The organism is Seramator thermalis (assembly GCF_004138125.1).
In the GTDB taxonomy this organism is placed as follows: Bacteria; Bacteroidota; Bacteroidia; order Bacteroidales; family Dysgonomonadaceae; genus Seramator; species Seramator thermalis.
This window is the reverse complement of sequence record NZ_RXHS01000013.1, coordinates 22,548-41,358: the sequence shown is the minus strand read 5'-3', so window position 1 is coordinate 41,358 and position 18,811 is coordinate 22,548. Positions and strand designations below refer to the sequence as shown.

The 18,811-nt window shown below is 41.8% G+C and carries 16 protein-coding genes; 8 read left to right on the top strand and 8 right to left on the bottom strand.

The window, feature by feature from the left end:
• Positions 1-17: 17 nt before the first annotated feature.
• The 4 genes from EJN84_RS09840 to EJN84_RS09825 form a co-directional block, all read right to left on the bottom strand.
• On the bottom strand, positions 18-704 hold the full coding sequence (locus tag EJN84_RS09840; protein ID WP_129595262.1) for a 4Fe-4S dicluster domain-containing protein: 687 nt from the start codon (positions 702-704) through the stop codon (positions 18-20).
• A gap of 3 nt (positions 705-707) precedes the next feature.
• Positions 708-3,125 (bottom strand): molybdopterin-containing oxidoreductase family protein, encoded by a 2,418-nt coding sequence (locus tag EJN84_RS09835; protein ID WP_129595261.1) that lies wholly within the window; start codon positions 3,123-3,125, stop codon positions 708-710.
• A gap of 21 nt (positions 3,126-3,146) precedes the next feature.
• The gene (locus EJN84_RS09830) at positions 3,147-4,079 is read right to left on the bottom strand and encodes a DmsC/YnfH family molybdoenzyme membrane anchor subunit (protein WP_129595260.1); all 933 of its coding nucleotides are present in this window, start codon (positions 4,077-4,079) and stop codon (positions 3,147-3,149) included.
• Between the two features lie 1,951 nt (positions 4,080-6,030).
• Positions 6,031-6,942, bottom strand: coding sequence for a TIGR01777 family oxidoreductase (locus EJN84_RS09825; RefSeq protein WP_129595259.1), 912 nt, complete (start codon positions 6,940-6,942; stop codon positions 6,031-6,033).
• A gap of 350 nt (positions 6,943-7,292) precedes the next feature.
• Between EJN84_RS09825 and EJN84_RS09820 the strand changes: the two genes are divergently transcribed.
• Positions 7,293-7,532 carry a hypothetical protein gene (locus EJN84_RS09820; RefSeq protein WP_129595258.1) on the top strand — a complete coding sequence of 80 codons (240 nt, stop codon included), beginning with the start codon at positions 7,293-7,295 and terminating at the stop codon, positions 7,530-7,532.
• Between the two features lie 72 nt (positions 7,533-7,604).
• On the opposite strand, the gene EJN84_RS09815 is transcribed toward EJN84_RS09820, so the two are convergent.
• Both EJN84_RS09815 and EJN84_RS09810 read right to left on the bottom strand, forming a co-directional pair.
• Complete coding sequence (locus EJN84_RS09815; RefSeq protein ID WP_129595257.1) at positions 7,605-8,210, bottom strand: lysine exporter LysO family protein; 606 nt, start codon at positions 8,208-8,210, stop codon at positions 7,605-7,607.
• Positions 8,207-8,488 carry a LysO family transporter gene (locus tag EJN84_RS09810; RefSeq protein ID WP_129595256.1) on the bottom strand — a complete coding sequence of 94 codons (282 nt, stop codon included), beginning with the start codon at positions 8,486-8,488 and terminating at the stop codon, positions 8,207-8,209. The genes EJN84_RS09815 and EJN84_RS09810 overlap by 4 nt, the downstream gene beginning before the upstream one ends.
• A 392-nt stretch (positions 8,489-8,880) precedes the next feature.
• Between EJN84_RS09810 and EJN84_RS09805 the strand changes: the two genes are divergently transcribed.
• From EJN84_RS09805 to EJN84_RS09790, 4 genes are all read left to right on the top strand, one after another.
• Positions 8,881-11,349 (top strand): outer membrane beta-barrel family protein, encoded by a 2,469-nt coding sequence (locus EJN84_RS09805; RefSeq protein WP_129595255.1) that lies wholly within the window; start codon positions 8,881-8,883, stop codon positions 11,347-11,349.
• A 65-nt stretch (positions 11,350-11,414) separates the two neighbouring features.
• On the top strand, positions 11,415-12,092 hold the full coding sequence (trmD, locus tag EJN84_RS09800; protein WP_101487506.1) for a tRNA (guanosine(37)-N1)-methyltransferase TrmD: 678 nt from the start codon (positions 11,415-11,417) through the stop codon (positions 12,090-12,092).
• Between the two features lie 76 nt (positions 12,093-12,168).
• Complete coding sequence (locus EJN84_RS09795) at positions 12,169-12,822, top strand: SusD/RagB family nutrient-binding outer membrane lipoprotein (RefSeq protein WP_238943996.1); 654 nt, start codon at positions 12,169-12,171, stop codon at positions 12,820-12,822.
• Between the two features lie 94 nt (positions 12,823-12,916).
• Complete coding sequence (locus tag EJN84_RS09790) at positions 12,917-14,065, top strand: Sb-PDE family phosphodiesterase (protein ID WP_129595254.1); 1,149 nt, start codon at positions 12,917-12,919, stop codon at positions 14,063-14,065.
• Between the two features lie 303 nt (positions 14,066-14,368).
• Here the strand turns inward: EJN84_RS09790 and EJN84_RS09785 are convergent, their stop codons facing one another.
• Both EJN84_RS09785 and EJN84_RS09780 read right to left on the bottom strand, forming a co-directional pair.
• Positions 14,369-15,010: a DUF4126 domain-containing protein gene (locus EJN84_RS09785; protein WP_129595253.1), complete on the bottom strand. Its 642-nt coding sequence runs from the start codon at positions 15,008-15,010 to the stop codon at positions 14,369-14,371.
• 16 nt (positions 15,011-15,026) lie between these two features.
• Positions 15,027-15,359, bottom strand: a complete 333-nt coding sequence (locus EJN84_RS09780) for a GNAT family N-acetyltransferase (RefSeq protein WP_129595252.1) — start codon at positions 15,357-15,359, stop codon at positions 15,027-15,029.
• Positions 15,360-15,490: 131 nt separating this feature from the next.
• Here EJN84_RS09780 and EJN84_RS09775 point away from each other — a divergent pair, with 131 nt between their 5' ends.
• The 3 genes from EJN84_RS09775 (at position 15,491) to EJN84_RS09765 (ending at position 18,769) form a co-directional block, all read left to right on the top strand.
• Positions 15,491-16,324 (top strand): alpha/beta hydrolase, encoded by an 834-nt coding sequence (locus EJN84_RS09775; protein WP_129595251.1) that lies wholly within the window; start codon positions 15,491-15,493, stop codon positions 16,322-16,324.
• Positions 16,321-18,180, top strand: coding sequence for an outer membrane protein assembly factor BamB family protein (locus EJN84_RS09770; protein WP_129595250.1), 1,860 nt, complete (start codon positions 16,321-16,323; stop codon positions 18,178-18,180). The genes EJN84_RS09775 and EJN84_RS09770 overlap by 4 nt, the downstream gene beginning before the upstream one ends.
• A gap of 316 nt (positions 18,181-18,496) precedes the next feature.
• On the top strand, positions 18,497-18,769 hold the full coding sequence (locus tag EJN84_RS09765) for a co-chaperone GroES (RefSeq protein ID WP_101487513.1): 273 nt from the start codon (positions 18,497-18,499) through the stop codon (positions 18,767-18,769).
• Positions 18,770-18,811: the final 42 nt, after the last annotated feature.

Below are 18,811 nucleotides of genomic sequence, written 5' to 3'. Positions count from 1 at the left end.
TCAATCCGGTACACAATTCATTTTATGTAATCCAATCCTGTACGCGTTGTTTTTTTCTTGTTTGGCGGAATGAAGTAAACGCTCGGTTTCGTTCCCAATTCCGGATGAAGTGTTTCAACCGGATTCTCGCGGATGAGTTTCGAAACATCACTGTCCTCATCGTTTAAATCGCCAAAATAACGTGCACGTTCCGGACAAACATCAATGCAGAAAGGATTCAATCCCTGATCGATACGTTCCACACAAAACGTACATTTTTCCACTACACCCTGATATCTTGGCGTGACCTCATCCGAACCGAGTTGAACATCGTAATGCTCATATTGGGGCTCTTTAAGGTTTGGCAGACGTACACCATACGGACATGCTTCAACGCAAGCCCGACATCCAATACACTTGTCGTAATCGATCAGAACAAGATTGTCTTCTTCTCTCTGATAAGAAGCTCCTGTCGGGCAAACATCAACACATATCGGGTTTTCGCAATTCTGACAATTCAACGGGATGGAATAGCGCATGGGGTGAGTGTATGTACCCCCCGCGGTATCAATGTGGTTGCCGCCCACTGTGATTACCCTGTTCCACCACAAACCATCCGCCAAATTGTTTTTTATCTTACAAGCAACCGCACAGGTCTGACATCCCACACAGCGGGTCAGGTCAATCACCATTCCCCAATGTTTTTTCTTATTTTTATTTGCCATAATTTATTTCCCTTCCCATTTTTTCACTTCTACCAAGGCATCGAAAAACGACATGCCGTAGTGAACCGTATTGATATGATTTTTAGTTAATTCCTGGTATCCACCTTCTTTGAATTGATGACGCTGCCAACCTTTGGGAATTGCTGCACCTCCGTCGTTGATGGAATCGTCCACCACGAGTCGTACAACGCAATGACCACGGTCGTTGAATACGGTAACGTAATCGCCATCTTTAAGCCCTCTTTTACTCGATTCCTTTTGATTGAGATAGACCACTGGTTCGGGATCCATTTCCCGTAATGCCGGAACGTCATAAAAAGTAGTATGCACACGCCATTTTGTATGGAGTGTAGCTAAGGCGAGCGGATATTTTTTTATCAGCGGATTATCAATCCATGCTTCTGCTGGTGGCACAAAATGAGGCAATGGATTATGACCTTCGTTGACAGGCAACTGCAATGCAGGCATACTTTTGGGGAATACAGTTGCCACACCTTCCGAATAAAATTCGGCCCTGCCTGTTCGCGTATAGAATACGCCATCAGCAAATGGAAGCGCATTCGGATCGGAAAGCCGGGCTATTCCGTTTTCCTTAAACTCTTTTAATATCCTATCTTTATGATCTCCAAAAAGATTGCCCAATACATCGAGGATTCCATCGATTTGATCTTTTGCATCTCCCTTGAAATATTCGCCCCAACCCATTTTTTGAGCTAACAGCTTGAAAATATCCCAATCGCCTTTACTTTCACCCATCGGTTCAATGGCTTTCTCCATGCGCATGACGTAAGGATGAAGTCCGCCTACGATATCGTCGTTTTCGAACCAGCTGGTGCAAGGAAGGAACAAATCGGCCTGTCGAGCCGTATCGGTCATGAACATATCGATGCAGCAAATAAAATCGAGTTTATCTTCGCTGAACATCTCATCGATGGTAACTTTTTGTTCGGCATGATTGCTCACCATATTGCCGGTAGTCAAGATCAAACCTTTGATAGGCCAATCTTTCGGAACCGGCTCTTTACCGGTTGGTCCGGCAAGAGGATTGGCCGGATCTTTGGGCTCCCACATATTTACTTTTCCGGTAAGAATAGCCTGTTGCAGCAATACGAAATTCAACAATTCGGCCATTGTGCCTGAAGGTGAAGTCCACGGGCCCATTACGGCATCCGATATGGTAAACTGTAAAGCACTTTGTCCCATTGCACCGAGAGGAGAGGCTCCTTTTTTGGCTATTTGACCGGTGATGACACCCAATGTTGCAATGCCTCGACCAACTTGGTCCGCATTATCCCATCGATCAACCCCAAATCCTGTATAGATGGTTGAAGGGGTATTTGTTGCATAAATTCGAGCAATTTCTACAATTTTATCGGCAGGGACAAGTGTCAATCTTTCGGCTTCAGCCGGTTTGTATTTGTCCGCTTCATCTTTCAGCATTTGCAAAGCCGTTTTCACCTGCAATTTTGATCCGTCATGCAGGGTAACGTCGAAAGTGCCCAATAAGGCAGGATTTGCAACCGTTTCCAATGCTATAAGTTTATTCGAATCGGCATCCATTGTCAGATATCCGGCATTATCGCTTCCGTCGATATCGCTTTGACGCAGGAAAAGTCCGTTGTCCTGACGAACAAGGAAGGGTGCAACGGTGTGTTTAATGCAATAATCTCGATCAATCAGGTTCTCTTCGATAATTACCTGAATCATCGATAAAGCCAAAATGGAATCAGATCCCGGACGAACGCGAACCCACTCGTGCGATTTGGCAGCCGTTTCGCTGTAACGGGGATCAATGCAAATCAGTTTTGCCCCATTCTCCATTGCATCGAGCACGAAGTGCCAGTTGTGCACTTGTGAGTCGGTAATGTTTGTACCCCAAAAGATGATGGTTTTGGCATAGCTCAAATCTTTCGGTTCGGGACCCAAAAAAAGGGACGCCATTCCGCCGGCCATATTGGCCACGACTTGCGACATACCTGTGGGCATTCCGAAATCGACACCATCTACCACGACAGTTCCTTCAAAAAGGTTGGCAAAGCGTTTGATGGCGCCGGGCATACCGCCATTTATGGCTGCATAGCTACCCGACCAGGGTAAAAATGCAACGGCTTTTGACCCGTATTTTTCTTTGATTTTATTTAAATTGTCGGCCAAAATATCGATGGCTTCGTCCCAAGTAATTTGTTCGAATTTGTTTTCGCCACGTTTGCCCACTCGTTTCATCGGGTGAAGGATACGGTCTTTGCTGTTGACACGCTGAGGGTGTGATAATCCTCGCAGGCAAATACGATTGTAGGAAGGATCGGGAAAAGGAGCGGCCGATGTCTGAACCAGTTTTCCGTCTCGAACGTGAGCATATAATCGGCAGTTCATCCAACAATTGGGAACGCATGCCGAGAATTTTTTTATTTCTGTACTCATATCAGTCTTTTTATTCTATTATTAAATTAAAGGTGAAACGCGATAACCGGCAATCAATTGACTGTATCGGAACATAAAACTCCCCAGTATGGTGCAGATGCCGCTCCAAAGCAGAACGGTAAATTCATCACTTCTTGTTGCCAACAACAGAATAGGAACAACGATCCCTATTATTTGCGAAAGCCAAAACCATCCGGCGGCTTTCCCTTTCAACAAACAACGAATGGATTCTTCGATGCACGGATTCCCGACACTTTTTCGTTCAAAAATATAAAGAACAGTCGTTGCAAGCGTCACCACAAGAGTTGTAATAAACGAAATGTAGAAAATTTCGGGAAGATAATCTCCATTCAAAGCTCCCATCAATCCCAACAATCCGAAGCTGCTGGTAAGAGCTAATTCAAAAAACAATACCGGCGTTAGAATGCTGTTCCAAAAAGGAATGTTTTTAGAATAATAAAGCACAAATCCGGGATAAATCATAATGATGAAAGCAAAGAAAATGGCCAGAACGATGAGAATCCGACTGAAAGCATCGGCTTCTGAAAATACCGCATCCGACCAGGGGAGCGAAGGAATCAGACCGGGAAGGACGTAAAGAACGCCAATTCCGAGAAATACAAAGTCCGAAATGGCTCCTCGCGAAATCCATGCATTTTTAGGCTTGAGTAATGAATTTAAAAATCGGAAAGGCTTTCCCAAATCGAGAATCAGAATAATTCCACCGATGCCGACCAAAACCAATCCGACGATATCAATGGCATTCATTCCCAAAAATAGTCCGCCTCCGCTGAACCCTAAAAACTGCCTTAAACAAAAAACTCCGCTTCCGATGCCCATCGCCCAAAACCAAATGGCATGCCAAATGCGCCAATGGGTTTGCGGGACATAGTGCAGAGCAAATCGGTCCACCGGCCGTTCGTTTTCAATAATGCTTGGTGTTATTGTCCACATAGTATTTCCTCCCTGTTAAAATTGTTATGTATTTGATTTTTAATAATTGAATGCGATTTTTTCTTAAGCTGTGATCATTATTATTGGTAATAATCGGTGACAAATCTTATATCGATTTCAAAGATAGTATATAGACTATAATTATCAAATAAAATTTGGCATTTTTCTTTGAAAAAGAATTAATATTTATGGTACTATATGATTTTTTATGTATAAAAGTAAAAATATTGTCGTTTAGACATAGCTGGTTTTATTAATGGCGTTTTTGGCCAACCCACGGTTGATTAATAATTGATAATGAGGGAAAAATGAAAGAAGAGAAATACCGCAACTCTTCAAGTTCGGAAATTTGCGCTATTAAGGAAGAAGTGAAGAAGTCAGAAGTGAGAGGTATATCATAACCCCTGTGCTGCCTGGCGGCAGCACTTGTCCCCTTATCTTAAGGGGACAGTTATATGGCAAGTGTGACCGACTCCCCTCTTAAGATAAGAGGGGTACCGCCGAAGGCGGGGAGGTGTTATGATGTAAGTGATAATGGATAATTGACAATTGAGAATTAACAAGAAGTAGAGAAATGGGAAGTAGAGAAATAAGAATTTTAAATTACGAGTTTTCGTTTTGTTTGTTCTTTTTTTGCCGTTGTGGATATTTATTTGTACAACGGCAAGAGTTCTGCCTTTCAGGCAGCAATTGCAGGGACGTCTTTGTCCGCAGGTCGATGACCTGCGGTTATGAAAGTTATTGCCTTTCAGGCAAAAGTGAGACGGTGAATTGAAAACTTCGACTGTGATGGATATTTCTGTCTTCGAGAGTGTTTTTGGCTTGAAAAGCCGAATTTTCATAACCTCAGAATTCATTCTGCGTCATGGATCCTCGTCAGAAACCTGCCTGAAAGGCAGAACTTTTATTTGCCACGAAGGCGCAAAGACGCGAAGTTGGCTTCGTCCTCAGAATATCATAACCCCTGTGCTGCCCGAATAGTTGCATATAGAATTCATCGGTAAATCAATAAATCATCGAATCGGTAAATTATCGACTAATTCCAACCTCCATTCCCCAACCTCCAATCTCCAACCATGTTCACATTCTTTCACTTTCGCAATTGTGATGTTTTGTTAATAAAATCGGGCAAATTACTTTCATAAGCTTTCAGGATGACATTAATATATGTATATCAGCAAATTATCTGCATGTTTCTGAAGTAAAAATTCATCGATTCGGCAACAAAATTGCCCCGTCAGAAATGTAGAAAACGCGTTTGACTCCGACGGACCTGTTTTCTACTTTGTAGAAACCACGTTCGACTTAAAGAATGTTATATCTACTTTGTAGATTTCGCAAATGTGAATGAAAACGTCCAATCTTGTTAACATTCTATAGGGATTCGGCGCCAAATTGCCCTATCTTGAAGTGCAGAAAGTACAACTTTGTCCGACGAACATACTTTCTACAAAGTAGACGGAGCAATTTTGTCCGCCGATTGCCCCGTCTACATTCCTGAAAGGTACTTTTTCGAGCCAAATTGCCTTTTATGTTAACATTCTATAGGTATTTTTTGGCTAAAACATGTAATCTGCAACGTAGAAACCATGACTTTTTGCGACGGACATGCTTTCTTCACTCCAAGATAACAGGTCACGACAGGTCAATCGTGTCATTTCGCAGTGAAAACGGGGGGTCATTCCTCGCCGAACGTGTCATCTTTGAGTGAAGATGATGGAATTTGAGTAACAGGAGTGTTAAATCAGCCTCATTATTTAACGATTTTCTACGGATTTGCATCATCACGAAGTGTAGAAACCACAACTTTTTCCGCTGATGTAGTTTTCTGCGAGTGATGACGATGGGTTTTTCTCCGAAAATGTAGTCATTCTTGTGTGTTACCGGGCACTTCTTTGGGAATAGAAGGGTCATCTATATAATAGGAGAATATCGAAACGGGATTGATTGCTTATTTTTTCACAAGTAAATCTGTCAATGCGCTTTCGAGGGATGGAAAAAGAAAGTTGTATCCCGAAGCTATGATTTTATCGGACGACACTCTGCTTCCCTCCAAAAGAAGGGAAGACATCCGGCCGAATATTATTTTCATTGCCAATGACGGAATAGCCGGCGCCCAAAATGGTTTTCTCAGAACATGCGCCAATGTTCGGATAAAATCTTTGTTGGTCGGCTGCTCAGGTGCGACAGCGTTGTATGCACCATTCATTTGGGTGTCTTCAATGGCTTTGACGTAGATGCGGCACAAGTCATCGATATGTATCCAAGGCATATACTGTCGCCCACTGCCAATTGCCGAACCTATGCCCAACTTTGTTGGAATCAACATTTTGGTCAATACGCCTCCTTGTTTTGACAGTACAATCCCGGTTCGGATTTTTACGGTTCTTATTCCCATTTTTTCGAAATTGTCGGCCGCTTGTTCCCATAGTCGGCAGGTTTCTCCCAGAAAGTCGTTGGCTGGAGGATCCGTTTCGCAGAAAATTTTATCGGAGGTCGTCGTTCCATAATATCCGATGGCCGATGCCGATATAAAAGCTTTCGGTTTTTTGCGCGCTTCCGAAATTTTATCGAGAAGCAGATTGGCCGATTCAACACGACTGTCGATGATAAGTTTCCTTCTCTGTTTCGACCATCTTTTGTCTCCGATATTTGCTCCGGCCAAGTGAATAATGTAATCTGCCGTTTCGATGGCCTCTTTTTCAATCATTTTTTGAGGAATATCCCAATAGTAATGTGGAATATCGGCATTTTTCTTGGTCGTTCGGCTTAAAATGGCAACCCGATATCCTTTGCTTCTTAATTTTGCACTAAGCTCTCGACCAATCACACCTGTTCCACCGGTGATTAAGATTGTCTGCATTTATCGGTTTTTTTTTGTAACCGGTTTATAACGATTAAAGAGTCCGAAAAGTTGCGGAAAAACCGGTTATCATTTCTATGGGTATATAGAAATTTGGTGCGCATGACACTACTTTGTGCCCAAAATACATATTTTGTGATAATATCAATTGCTGTGTCAGGTGATTGAATTTTGCCGGAAAATGGAGTCAATTAAGCAAGATTATTTATCTTTGCGAGGCGTAAGAGACAGTTTCTCATTTTGTTATAATTTAAGATCAAACTGCTTAAAACCACATTAGCTTAATCATGCTTGATTATCGGTACATTAACGAGCTGAAAATTTAAAAAATGAACAAATTCACAAAATGTATGAGAAAATATTTATCTACGATTGACTTAATCGTTATAATAGTTACATTTCTTCTTTTCACGATAGCATTGTTTGTCAAAGGATTGACGCACGATATACTCGTCGAGGCAGGGGTGTTGTTGGTATCCATAAAAATTATCGTGATGAATTATAGAATCACCGTTTCAAACAAAGCAATCTTGGAAAAACTGGATGAAATAAGAGAGACTATGCGTGAAAAAGCAAATGGTTCGAAGTAAATATCGGGATCAACGATTATTCATTTATTTTCTTGAATTTGATCACGAAAGAGTTATTCCATATCGTCATTTTCATCCTAACCCTGCGAAAAAACTCACCCACAAAGGCACGGAAAAATCGATGATCATTCCGTGAAACAGTGCTACAACCACGTAATCGGTGCCCGAATAACGGGTGATGACGGGTAGTGTGGTATCCATCGTGGTGGCGCCTCCGGCGCAAATAGGCGATAACGGTCCAAAATGTTTCACCATCCACGGGGCAAAAACGAGCACCATAAATTCTCGAAATATATTGGCCAGAAGTGCAATTGTACCAAGCTCGGCTCCCCGATACCCCGATATGAGTATGCTCGAAAGCGAATAGTAGGCAAAACCGGCGCCAACACTCAAACAATCGGTTAAACTTCGCAATGGCAGGATGAGTGATGCGATGGCAGCTGCTGCAAATGTCCCGAGTGTGGTGGCAACGGGCACCCACACGATGCGGCGGCCTATAGATCGTATAGCCCAAAAGGCTCCTTTACTCGAACCGATTTGTATTCCCACAAAAAAGAGAAGGCCATAGAGTATCCACTTCGATATGCTTGCCGAAAGCAGAACGTCGGGCAAAACACCCCATAATGCGAGCACCAATCCGATGGTAAATATGGCAAGGTAGAGTAGCGAATCTTTCATACATCGTTTTTTTTACGTTCGAAAAATAGCTTGTAAACCATCCTTGCGCCAATCAAACTTCCCAACGTGGCAAGAGCTGCAATGACAAATGCATCGAGGCCTATAGTTCCGAAATTATTCACCACTTCTTTGTTGCTTCCCACCGAAACACCCAAAAAAAACAGCAGCAATAGAATGATGATTTGGATGACACGACTCACGTATTTCGTAAAAGCTGACCTTCGCACTGCGTATCCCACTGCTACTCCCGAAATTATGCTAAGTAGAATTTGAATCATTTGATCAATTTTGAGGGTTTATTCACATCGCTCATATTTTGCGAAACAAAAATAGTAAATAACCGCCGTTCTGGACGTTTGAATTACGGGTTTGTTATGTTTTTGTGACTTAGCGTGTAGCATTGATGACAGACAAAAATTGTCAACATATCACCTCATTCTGCAATATCTTAACACTTTGGCGATATTTCATGCCTTGACACACTGAAAACCTGCTGCTGATACTATTTTGAAACAAAAATATTTTGGAGCAACAGTAAATTTTTAAAAAAAGATAATCCAATAAACATATTCGTAATAAAGTGTAATTATTTAACAATGCTGTATTCACCTTACTTCTTTTTAGTAATTTTGAGAAGTAATATTGTACCTGCCAAAATTTAAACGAATTTATGAAACGAACATTGTTGTTTATTTTTATTTCATTGTTTTCTTTTTCCCTGTTCGCCGAATCACTGCCTACACTCAAAGGAAAACTCGTGGGACCCACCGAAAAAGAACCACTTCCATATGCTACTGTTTCGATTGCCAAAGCGAATGCTCCTCAGTCCATTATCAAAAAACTTGCCACAGACGAAAAAGGTAATTTTTCTACCGCTTTATCATCCGGAAAATATATCCTCACATTTCAATTTGTAGGTATGAAATCGCTTCAGCAACAAATCGAGATTAAAGAGGAAAATTCTTCGATAGATTTGGGTACTATATTACTCACCGAAAGCTCAACACAACTTGACGAGATTAGTGTAGTAGCGCAAAAACCGTTGGTGAAAGTAGATATCGATAAGCTTGTTTATAGTGCCAAAGATGATCCCGAGGCAACTACCTCCAACGTGCTCGACATGCTTCGCAAAGTGCCTATGGTTACGGTAGATGGTGAAGATAATATACAGTTGAAAGGTTCGAGCAACTACAAGATTTACCTCAACGGTAAACCTTCGAACATGATTTCGAGCAATCCTTCGCAAGTGCTCAAAAGCATGCCGGCCAATAATGTGAAGGACATTGAGGTAATCACCGAGCCGGGCGCAAAATATGATGCCGAAGGAGTGGGGGGAATTATCAACATTATTACCGATAAGCGTTCCGACGATGGTTACTCCGGTTCGGTTGGTGCAAATACCGACACCTACGGAGGTTATGGACTCAATGGAAATGCGGCACTTAAATACGGGAAATTTGGATTTAACGGTTACGCAGGATACAATCATTTCAAACGACCCGAGTCCGAATCGTCCTTCGTACGCGAAGATTTCGATCCGAATCCGGTAAACAATCTGACGCAAAATGGGAAGACTTCGGTCAATGGAAATCACCTTTACTTCAATCTCGGATTGAGTTACGAACTCGACACGCTGAACTTGTTCAACGTATCTGTTTCGCGATTTGGCGGAAAATTTACTTCCGATGGCTACACGAATGCTCAATCAGTCGGCAATCAGAATTACGGCTACAACTCCGAGTCGTCTTCCACTTCGGAGTTTGGCGGGATAAACGTTTCAGCCGATTATCAACGTACTTTCAAAAAGAAAGACGAGCTACTGACGATGTCGTATCGTTACGAAGAAAATCCCTCCGATCGCGATTTCGAAACCCATTACTACGATGTTACCGGGAACTATTTTTATCCCGAAGGTTATCGGCAAAGGAGCAAGAACAAGGCCGGTGGTTCGGAACATACCGGACAAATCGACTATACCAATCCTTTGACCAACAAACACAGCATCGAAACCGGATTAAAATATATCTACAGAGACAATAACAGCCGTGGCGACAATACTTTTTATGACGTAGATGCCGAGGAATGGAAAAACGACGTAAGTCGAAAAAACGATCTCGACCACACACAAGGGATCCTGGCAGGATACGTGGGCTACGGTTACAAGACCGGCAAGTTTGGTGTTAAAGCCGGCCTACGGGGCGAATATACCGATCAGAACATTCATTTTATGAGCGCTAATGATACCATTCAAAACAATTTTTTCGATTTGGTGCCTTCGCTCACGCTTTCATATCAGCTCGCCATGACGCAAACGCTAAGAGTGGGATATAACAAACGTATTTCGCGACCCGGAATTTGGTATTTGAATCCTTACGTTGATGATTTAAATCCTGTCAATATCACTTATGGAAATCCCAAATTGGATTCGGAACAGACTCATAATTTTAATCTTACTTTCGGCTCTTTTTCACAAAAAGTGAATTTGAATGCTTCACTCAACTATGCTTATACCAAAAATGCCATTACCTCATACAGTTTTTTGAAAGATAGTGTTACCAATAATACCTACGCCAATATAGGGAAAAACCAGAGCATTGGTCTGAATCTTTATGTCAGTTGGACACCAACGCAGGTTTTGAGGATGTATGTAAATACTAATTTCAACTATACGAATATCGAAAGTTCAACAAACAGTGATTTGAAAAACAGCGGTTTTGCCGGACATGGCTTTGGCGGACTGACACTGACCTTGCCTCATGATTTCAGAATTGGAGCCAATGCGGGTATTTTCTCCGATCGCATTCAGTTGCAGACCGAACAATCGGCTTATTATTTCTATTCGTTCAACGTTCTCAAAAGTTTCCTGAACAAAAAATTGGATGTCAACCTTTCCGTTTCAAACCCATTTTCGGAACACATAAAGTTTAAGAGTACGACAACAGGTGAAGGCTTCCGGCAACAAATGCAGATGATACAGCCCATGCGGTCGCTCAATTTGAGAGTTTCATATCGTTTTGGTGAGCTGAAATCGTCTATCAAAAAAGTACAGCGCACCATCACCAATGACGATCTGAAGAATGACGGAGCCAATAGTCAGGGCGCGGGTGCTACTCAAACCACGACAACTACCGGAAGTTAGATGCTTGTTTGATGGTATAAAAAATCGTATCTTTGACTCGGTTTCAAGGATACGATTTTTTTATGATGCGCATTGATATACTTACAGTTCTTCCGGAAATGATAGAAGGGGCACTCAATACCTCTATATTGAAGCGTGCCCGGCAAAAAGGGCTTGTGGAATTTGGTCTGCATAATCTTCGCGACTATTCCACCGACATTCGTCATCACCGGGTGGATGATTATCCTTTCGGAGGTGAAGCCGGTATGGTGATGCAGATAGAGCCTATCGATCGCGCTATAAGTGAGTTGAAATCGCAACGCGATTACGATGAAGTCATTTTCACTACTCCTGACGGCGAACAGTTTACGCAGGCAACGGCCAACGAACTATCACTCAAGCAAAACATCATCATCTTGTGCGGACATTACAAGGGCGTGGATTATCGCGTTCGCGAACATCTTATCACGCGCGAAATATCTATCGGCGATTTTGTGCTTACCGGTGGAGAACTTGTGGCTGCCATGATAGCCGATGCAGTGGTGCGCGTGATTCCCGGAGCTATTGGCGATGAACAGTCGGCACTTTCCGATTCGTTTCAGGACGGATTGCTGGCTCCCCCTGTTTACACCCGTCCTGCCGAATACAAAGGTTGGCGTGTACCCGACGTGTTGCTATCGGGACACGAACGCAACATCGCCGAATGGCGGATGGAGCAGTCGCTCGAAAGAACGAAACGACTCAGGCCCGATTTGTTGAAATAATTATGTATCGAAAGGATAGCCGGAAAACTATCAAAAGAGCATGACTTGATTTGTTTCTTGTTCTAATTTTGACGATTTGAATACAGATCCTACACGAATGCAGGAATCCAATCCCGGCGTTTTTCTGAACCCTGTTTTATATGAAGTAGGCAGCTATAACTGGAGCAGATATAACGGTTTTACGTTTCACTTAATGCAGAGTGTCGTAACAACAAACAATACAGGAGGATTGGGTTGGTATTACATTACCGATGCGGCAGGAGATGGCCATTGGAATGTTTATTATCGGTGGCTCAATAATATACGTGAGATGGAAAAACAGGCCGTAGCTCTCAACGAACCTAACTATCGTGCTATTGCTAAAACTCTCAAGAGTTGGATGTACAGTATTTTGGTGGATAGTTTCGGAGATAATCCTATGAGCGAAGCAACAAGGGGTGACGAACGAATTTTTACTTCGAAATTCGATAAGCAGATAGAAGTGTACAAAACAATTCTTCAGGACCCGGATTCGGCAAATCTTCTGTTTGATGAAACCTCCGGACTTAAATACAATCGGACGGGTTTACCGATAATGCCCGTTGGAGATGGTGTGCCTACCGGTAATGTGATGCCAAGACGTTTTAAATATCCCGCTATACTTCAGCGAAACAACATGAATAATTATCTGGCTGCAAAAGAAAATATGGGGGGAGACGATTTTAATATTCTACTTATTTGGCAAAAATAAAATAAACATTAAATTTGCGATAAGAATCGCTTTTTTTACCTAATTATATATCCACAATTAAACTTATCAACAATCCTAATTAATTTTATGCGCTATGAATCAGAAAAAATTTTTACTTGCCGGATTTTTACTGTTGTCTGTTTTGGCTTTCGGACAACGACCCAATACCGATGGGATGATATATCTCGATGAAAATCGTCGCCCTGTATTGCGCGAAAATATCATCATCCCCGATGTGAACGGATATAAAGTGCTGAAATGTGATTTTCACATGCATACAGTTTTTTCCGACGGGCTGGTGTGGCCCACCATTCGCAATCAAGAAGTTTGGGAGGATGGATTGGATGCTTTCGCCATTACCGATCATATCGAATATCAACCCCACAAGGCAGATGTAAATACCGATCATAATCGTGCACATGAGTTGCTGAAAAATGTGGCGCCAAAAAATAATCTCATCCTGGTTAAAGGATCAGAGATTACCCGCAATACACCTCCGGGACACTTTAATGCTATTTTTATTAAAGATTCGTCTCCGTTTATCGAAGATAGAAAAAAAGAGTTCGATAGAGACGCTCTGATGAAAGCAGCCGAACAAAATGCTTTTATCTTTTGGAACCATCCCGGATGGCAACCCAATATTGAGGGATCTTATGAATGGCTTCCATTGATAGACGATCTTTATAAAAATAATGCCTTGCACGGCATTGAGGTAATTAACGGGTTCGGAGTTCATCTGAAAGCTCTTGACTGGTGTGTGGATAAAGACCTGACCGTGATGGGGACTTCCGATATTCACAATCTGATCGATCATGATTACGATCGCAGTAAAGAATATGTGCACAGAACTATGACGCTGGTGATGGCAAAAGACAGAACTCCCGAATCTATCCGTGAAGCTCTTGATGAAGGTCGAACCGTTGCTTGGGCAAGCAAAATTTTGGCCGGAAAGGAAGAGCATGTACGGAATCTTTTCGATGCTTGCGTTCAATTAATGCCTTCTCATTTTACGGAGAAAAAAGACAACGGAGACACAATAAATTATTACGAAATCCGGAATAACAGTGATCTTTATTTCGAGCTGGTTTTATCGGAAGGCAATGCAACGAAACAAATCATATTGTATCCGCGTTCTTTTCAGATAATTTCTGCTGCCGGAGGACAATCATCTCTTTCTTACGACGTCGTCTCTACATATATTCGCAGTAATAAACATTTGAATGTTAGTTTCCCGTTGAAATAAGTTTTCGTATTTGACTGTGGTTATTTAAAAAAAGTGGATCGTCGGATTCACTTTTTTGCTTTATCGCCTTCCATTGCCTTGTGGATGTTTGCCGATTATCAGAATAAAAAAATGTCGAAGTTCATTATTTCTGAACTCGTTTGGTTTAGAACAAGTCTCCGGGGTTTAAATTCTTGCGATGGCAATGCGACTCATAATCCGGGTAACGACAAGCTTTCAGATTGTCTGTGAAGCTTATCTTACTTCAAGTGACTTATATTTTGCTAATTTCTGCAAAATGAGCAATGGATGACGAATGGGTGCCTACTCCATATCTTCTACTTCTCGATTGGTCTGCCTTTTCTTTTTGCGGAGAAGTTTGTAATATACAATTCGGAGGATTACCACAATGAGCACGACCATTAAAATTGCTACGAAAACCGGAGCAAAGATGGCCAATGCGGAAAGAATGACTGCCGATATTCCTTCGGTCGTTGAAAAGACCCAATTTCCGGTGCCTGCAGTAATCTTACTCGACATCAGTCTCGAGATTGCACTTCCACTCTGGATGGTAGCAGCAGCACCTCCTCCAATGATAAATCCCATAACCCATTTCATCCACTCACTGTCGGACGGAAAAACCGATGTCATCAAAAGTGTCCCTGCGGCTATCGACAAAGGCATTTCGATGCTATCCATCACGTTGTCGATAAAAGGAATGTAATAAGTCAGTACTTCACCTATTGCAGCTACTCCAAAGCAAAGTAGTGCGGGAGTAGATCCCATCCATACAAATGCATCGTCGAGAACGAGAAATCCGAAATGAGAGGCCAGTCCCACAACCAATAATGGGAGAAATACCCTGAAGCCGGTGGAAGCACTTAATCCGATACCGAGTGCAATTGCACTGATGGTTTCGATATTGACTTCGGAAGCTATTTTCAGAAGAGAAGCTGCTATAATCATATTATTTATGAGAAAATTATCGTGGTTTCACTCCGCATGCATCTCCTGACGGTTCATCTTGGCTATGAACCCAAATGTCGTCGAAAAGTTCGGGATGTCGTCGAAATTTTGCCAGAATGTAAGAGCACGTCGGAATGATTTTATAGCCATGTTCGCGTGCGTAAGACACAAGTTTGTCGAAAAGTTTACCGGCAATACCTTGTCCCTCGTATTCTTTTCTCACGCCTGTGTGGTAAGCATTGATCACGTCGCCGTTGATTGCGAAATCGAGTTCTGCAATTTGATTGCCGCTTTCCTCTATGAAAAAAGACCCTTGCTGATGATTGTCTATTTTGAATTGAATTTCCATATTTTCTTGTTAAAAGCGTTTTTAGCGAATACTCTTTGTTTTTTTATGATCCAAAAGTAAGAAAAAGTTTCGGAATGTTATGAAGATTTTGTACAGGTTTTGTATTTTTACTTCTTTATAAAGACATTGTCATGAAACGAATCAATCTCTTTTTTCTTTTTTCTTTTTTATTGACTACCTGTTCGACGGCCTTTGGAGCTAAAATCGACACTGTATTTACTCACAGCAATGCCATGAACAAAAGTATCAAGGCAGTGGTTATCGTGCCCGATACATACTCACAAACAGATCATCCATATCCGGTTTTGTATTTGCTCCACGGCTACAGTGGCAGCTATGCCGATTGGGGACGTTCGCCCGAAGCCGGGCTGATAGCCGATACTCATCAGATGATGGTGGTGTGCCCTGATGGTGGTTTTGGGAGCTGGTATTTTGATAGCCCCGTCGATTCGACATTTCGATACGAAACCTATATTTCGAAAGAACTGGTTGAGTGGATCGATAAAAATTATCGAACACATCCTACCCGCGAAGGAAGAGCAATCACCGGACTGAGTATGGGAGGACATGGCGCACTTTATTTGGCATTCAGACATCAGGATGTGTTCGGTGCTTGTGGAAGTATGAGCGGAGGGGTAGATATACGGCCGTTTCCTCAGAATTGGGATATCGCTAAGCGATTGGGCGCGCAACGCGAATTTCCCCGAAGGTGGGAAGAAAATTCCGTAATCAATCAGCTTCATCTGCTTACACCCAATTCACTCAAAATTATTATTGATTGCGGTACAGAAGATTTCTTTTACGAAGTGAATAAAAAATTGCATGAAAAATTGTTGTATCAAAATATTCCACATGATTTTATTTCACGTCCGGGTCAGCACGACTGGAATTATTGGAGAAATGCGATAAAATTTCAGGCCTTATTCTTCGATGAATATTTTAATTCAACCATCCGACAAAAATGAATAAGCTTTTTCTCTTGCAAGTTTTTTTGATTGTCGGGGTCGGTATTTTCGCTCAATCGTCCGATTTACCTTTCAGATTTGCATTGGTCACCGACACTCATATCGGAAGTTCGACGAGTGAGGAAGACCTTTCGCGAACGATTAACGATATCAATATGCAGTCGGATATTGCATTTGTGATAGTATCGGGTGATGTTACCGAATTTGGAACCGATGAAGAATTGATGACAGCCAAAAAGCTCCTTTCGGCATTGAGAAAACCATATTATGTAATTCCCGGCAACCACGATTCTAATTGGTCGGAAAGCGGAACGAACAGCTTTAAACAGATTTTCGGTAGCGAAACCTTCGGATTTGAATATGGCGGATACAAGTTTCTCGGTTTAGCTTCCGGACCAAATATGCGTATGGGGCCGGGTCAGATTCCGCGTGAAAATATCGCATGGTTGCACGATCGACTTCGTGAAACCAATGTAGAAACCCCCATCGTTTATATAAATCACTATCCGATGGATCATTCGTTGAATAATTGGTTTGAGGTGTTGGATGCTTTACGTCCTTACAATGTTAAACTACTGCTTTGCGGACATGGTCACGCAAACAGATCTTTGAATTTTGAAGGGGCGAATGCTGCGATGTGTCGCTCCAATTTAAGGGCAAACGATACTTATGGCGGATACAATATTATTACGGTCTCTTCTGATTCGATTATTCTTCAAGAACGTCTTGTTTCGGGAGAAACTTTGTTGCCTTGGGTACTTTACTCGACTACAGAGCGGCCAAAGTGGATTGTAGATCCTCCTCGACCCGATTATTCGTTAAATGAGGAAAATCCTTTTGTGGAAAAAGTATGGAGTATAGAGGAAAAAAGCGATATCGGGGGAGGCATGACTGTAGAAGACAATCTGATTATTTATACCAATACGGGTGGAGAAATAAAGGCTGCGAATACTTCAAACGGGAGAAACGTGTGGTCGTACCAAACCAAGGGAAAAATTTATTCTACTCCCACTGTATATAAAGGTGTAGTATGGTGTGCTTCTACAGATTCGTGCATTTATGGTTTGAATGTCCGAAGCGGAAAATTGCTGCATAAATTAAAAACGGATAAAGCAATTGTTTCTTCCCCTGTATGTGTCGAAAACAAGGTGATTGTGGCAGGAGGTGATGGCCATTGTCGAGCATGGCGTGTTGACAATGGACATTTGGCATGGGATTTTGACAGTGTTCGAAATTTCGTAGTTACTCGCCCACTTGTCAATGACGGAAAGGTATTCTTTGGAAGTTGGGGCAACGAATTCTACGCTCTTGATTCACACAATGGGTGGCTTAAATGGAAGTGGAGTAGCGGTCAGGCCAATAGAATGTTTTCGCCCGCACAGGTGTGGCCGACAGAATCGCATGGAAGAATTTATCTGGTTTCACCCGACCGTTATATGACCGTTCTTGATAAAAAGACAGGGAAGGTCATTTGGAGATATTCTGACCCTGTAAACCGTGTTCGGGAATCGATTGGTATTTCCGAAAACGGAAATACCGTTTATGCCAAAACAATGGAAGGCAGAATCATCGCTTTGGACGCAACCGTCCCTTTCAGAAATGTTAATTGGATTTCCTCCGGAGAGAATATGGGTTATGAATTAGCTCCAACGGCGGTGGTCGAAAAAAAAGGAGTGGTCCTCGCTCCCACCGATAAAGGGTTGATTTATGCATATCGGGCTGACAATGGCTCTTATCTTTGGAAATACCGTATTTCCGATGCTTTAATCAATATGATATTGCCGGCCGACAACAATGAAATTTATGTCTCCGCAATGGATGGAAAACTACTGAAACTAAAGTTAAATTACCCGTAAAAAATTTTCTTCGTAGATTCTCCTATAGATTTTCCTGATTCTAAAAGGCCTGTGTTTTATATACGAATCAAACATTTACACAGGTTTATTCTTCTGTTTATTATAGATTTAATGTTCTATCTGTTTCGTTCGACAGAAAAACACAAAACATGACAACTTAAATCTGAAAATATGTCAGTTGGTAAGAATATAAAATGATATTGAATAAAAAAGGATCTATTCCGATAAGTTTGGCACAAAATTCGCAATATAGGAAATGTCGATTTAAAAATTAATTCATTCAATAATAGTATAAACTTTAATTTTTTTGAAGCGTATGAATATTAGACCATTGGCAGATAGAGTGTTGGTTAAACCGGCTGCCGCAGAAGAAAAAACAGTAAGTGGAATCATTATTCCGGATTCAGCAAAAGAAAAACCTTTGAAAGGTGACGTAATTGCCGTTGGAAACGGTACAAAAGACGAAGAAATGGTAGTAAAAGAAGGTGACAAGGTTTTGTACGGAAAGTACGCAGGCACCGAAATCGAGATCGATGGCGAAAAATATCTCATCATGCGTCAATCTGACATTTTAGCAATCTTCGCTTGATATTTTCGAATAATGAATATGGAAAATTCGAAAATATAAATC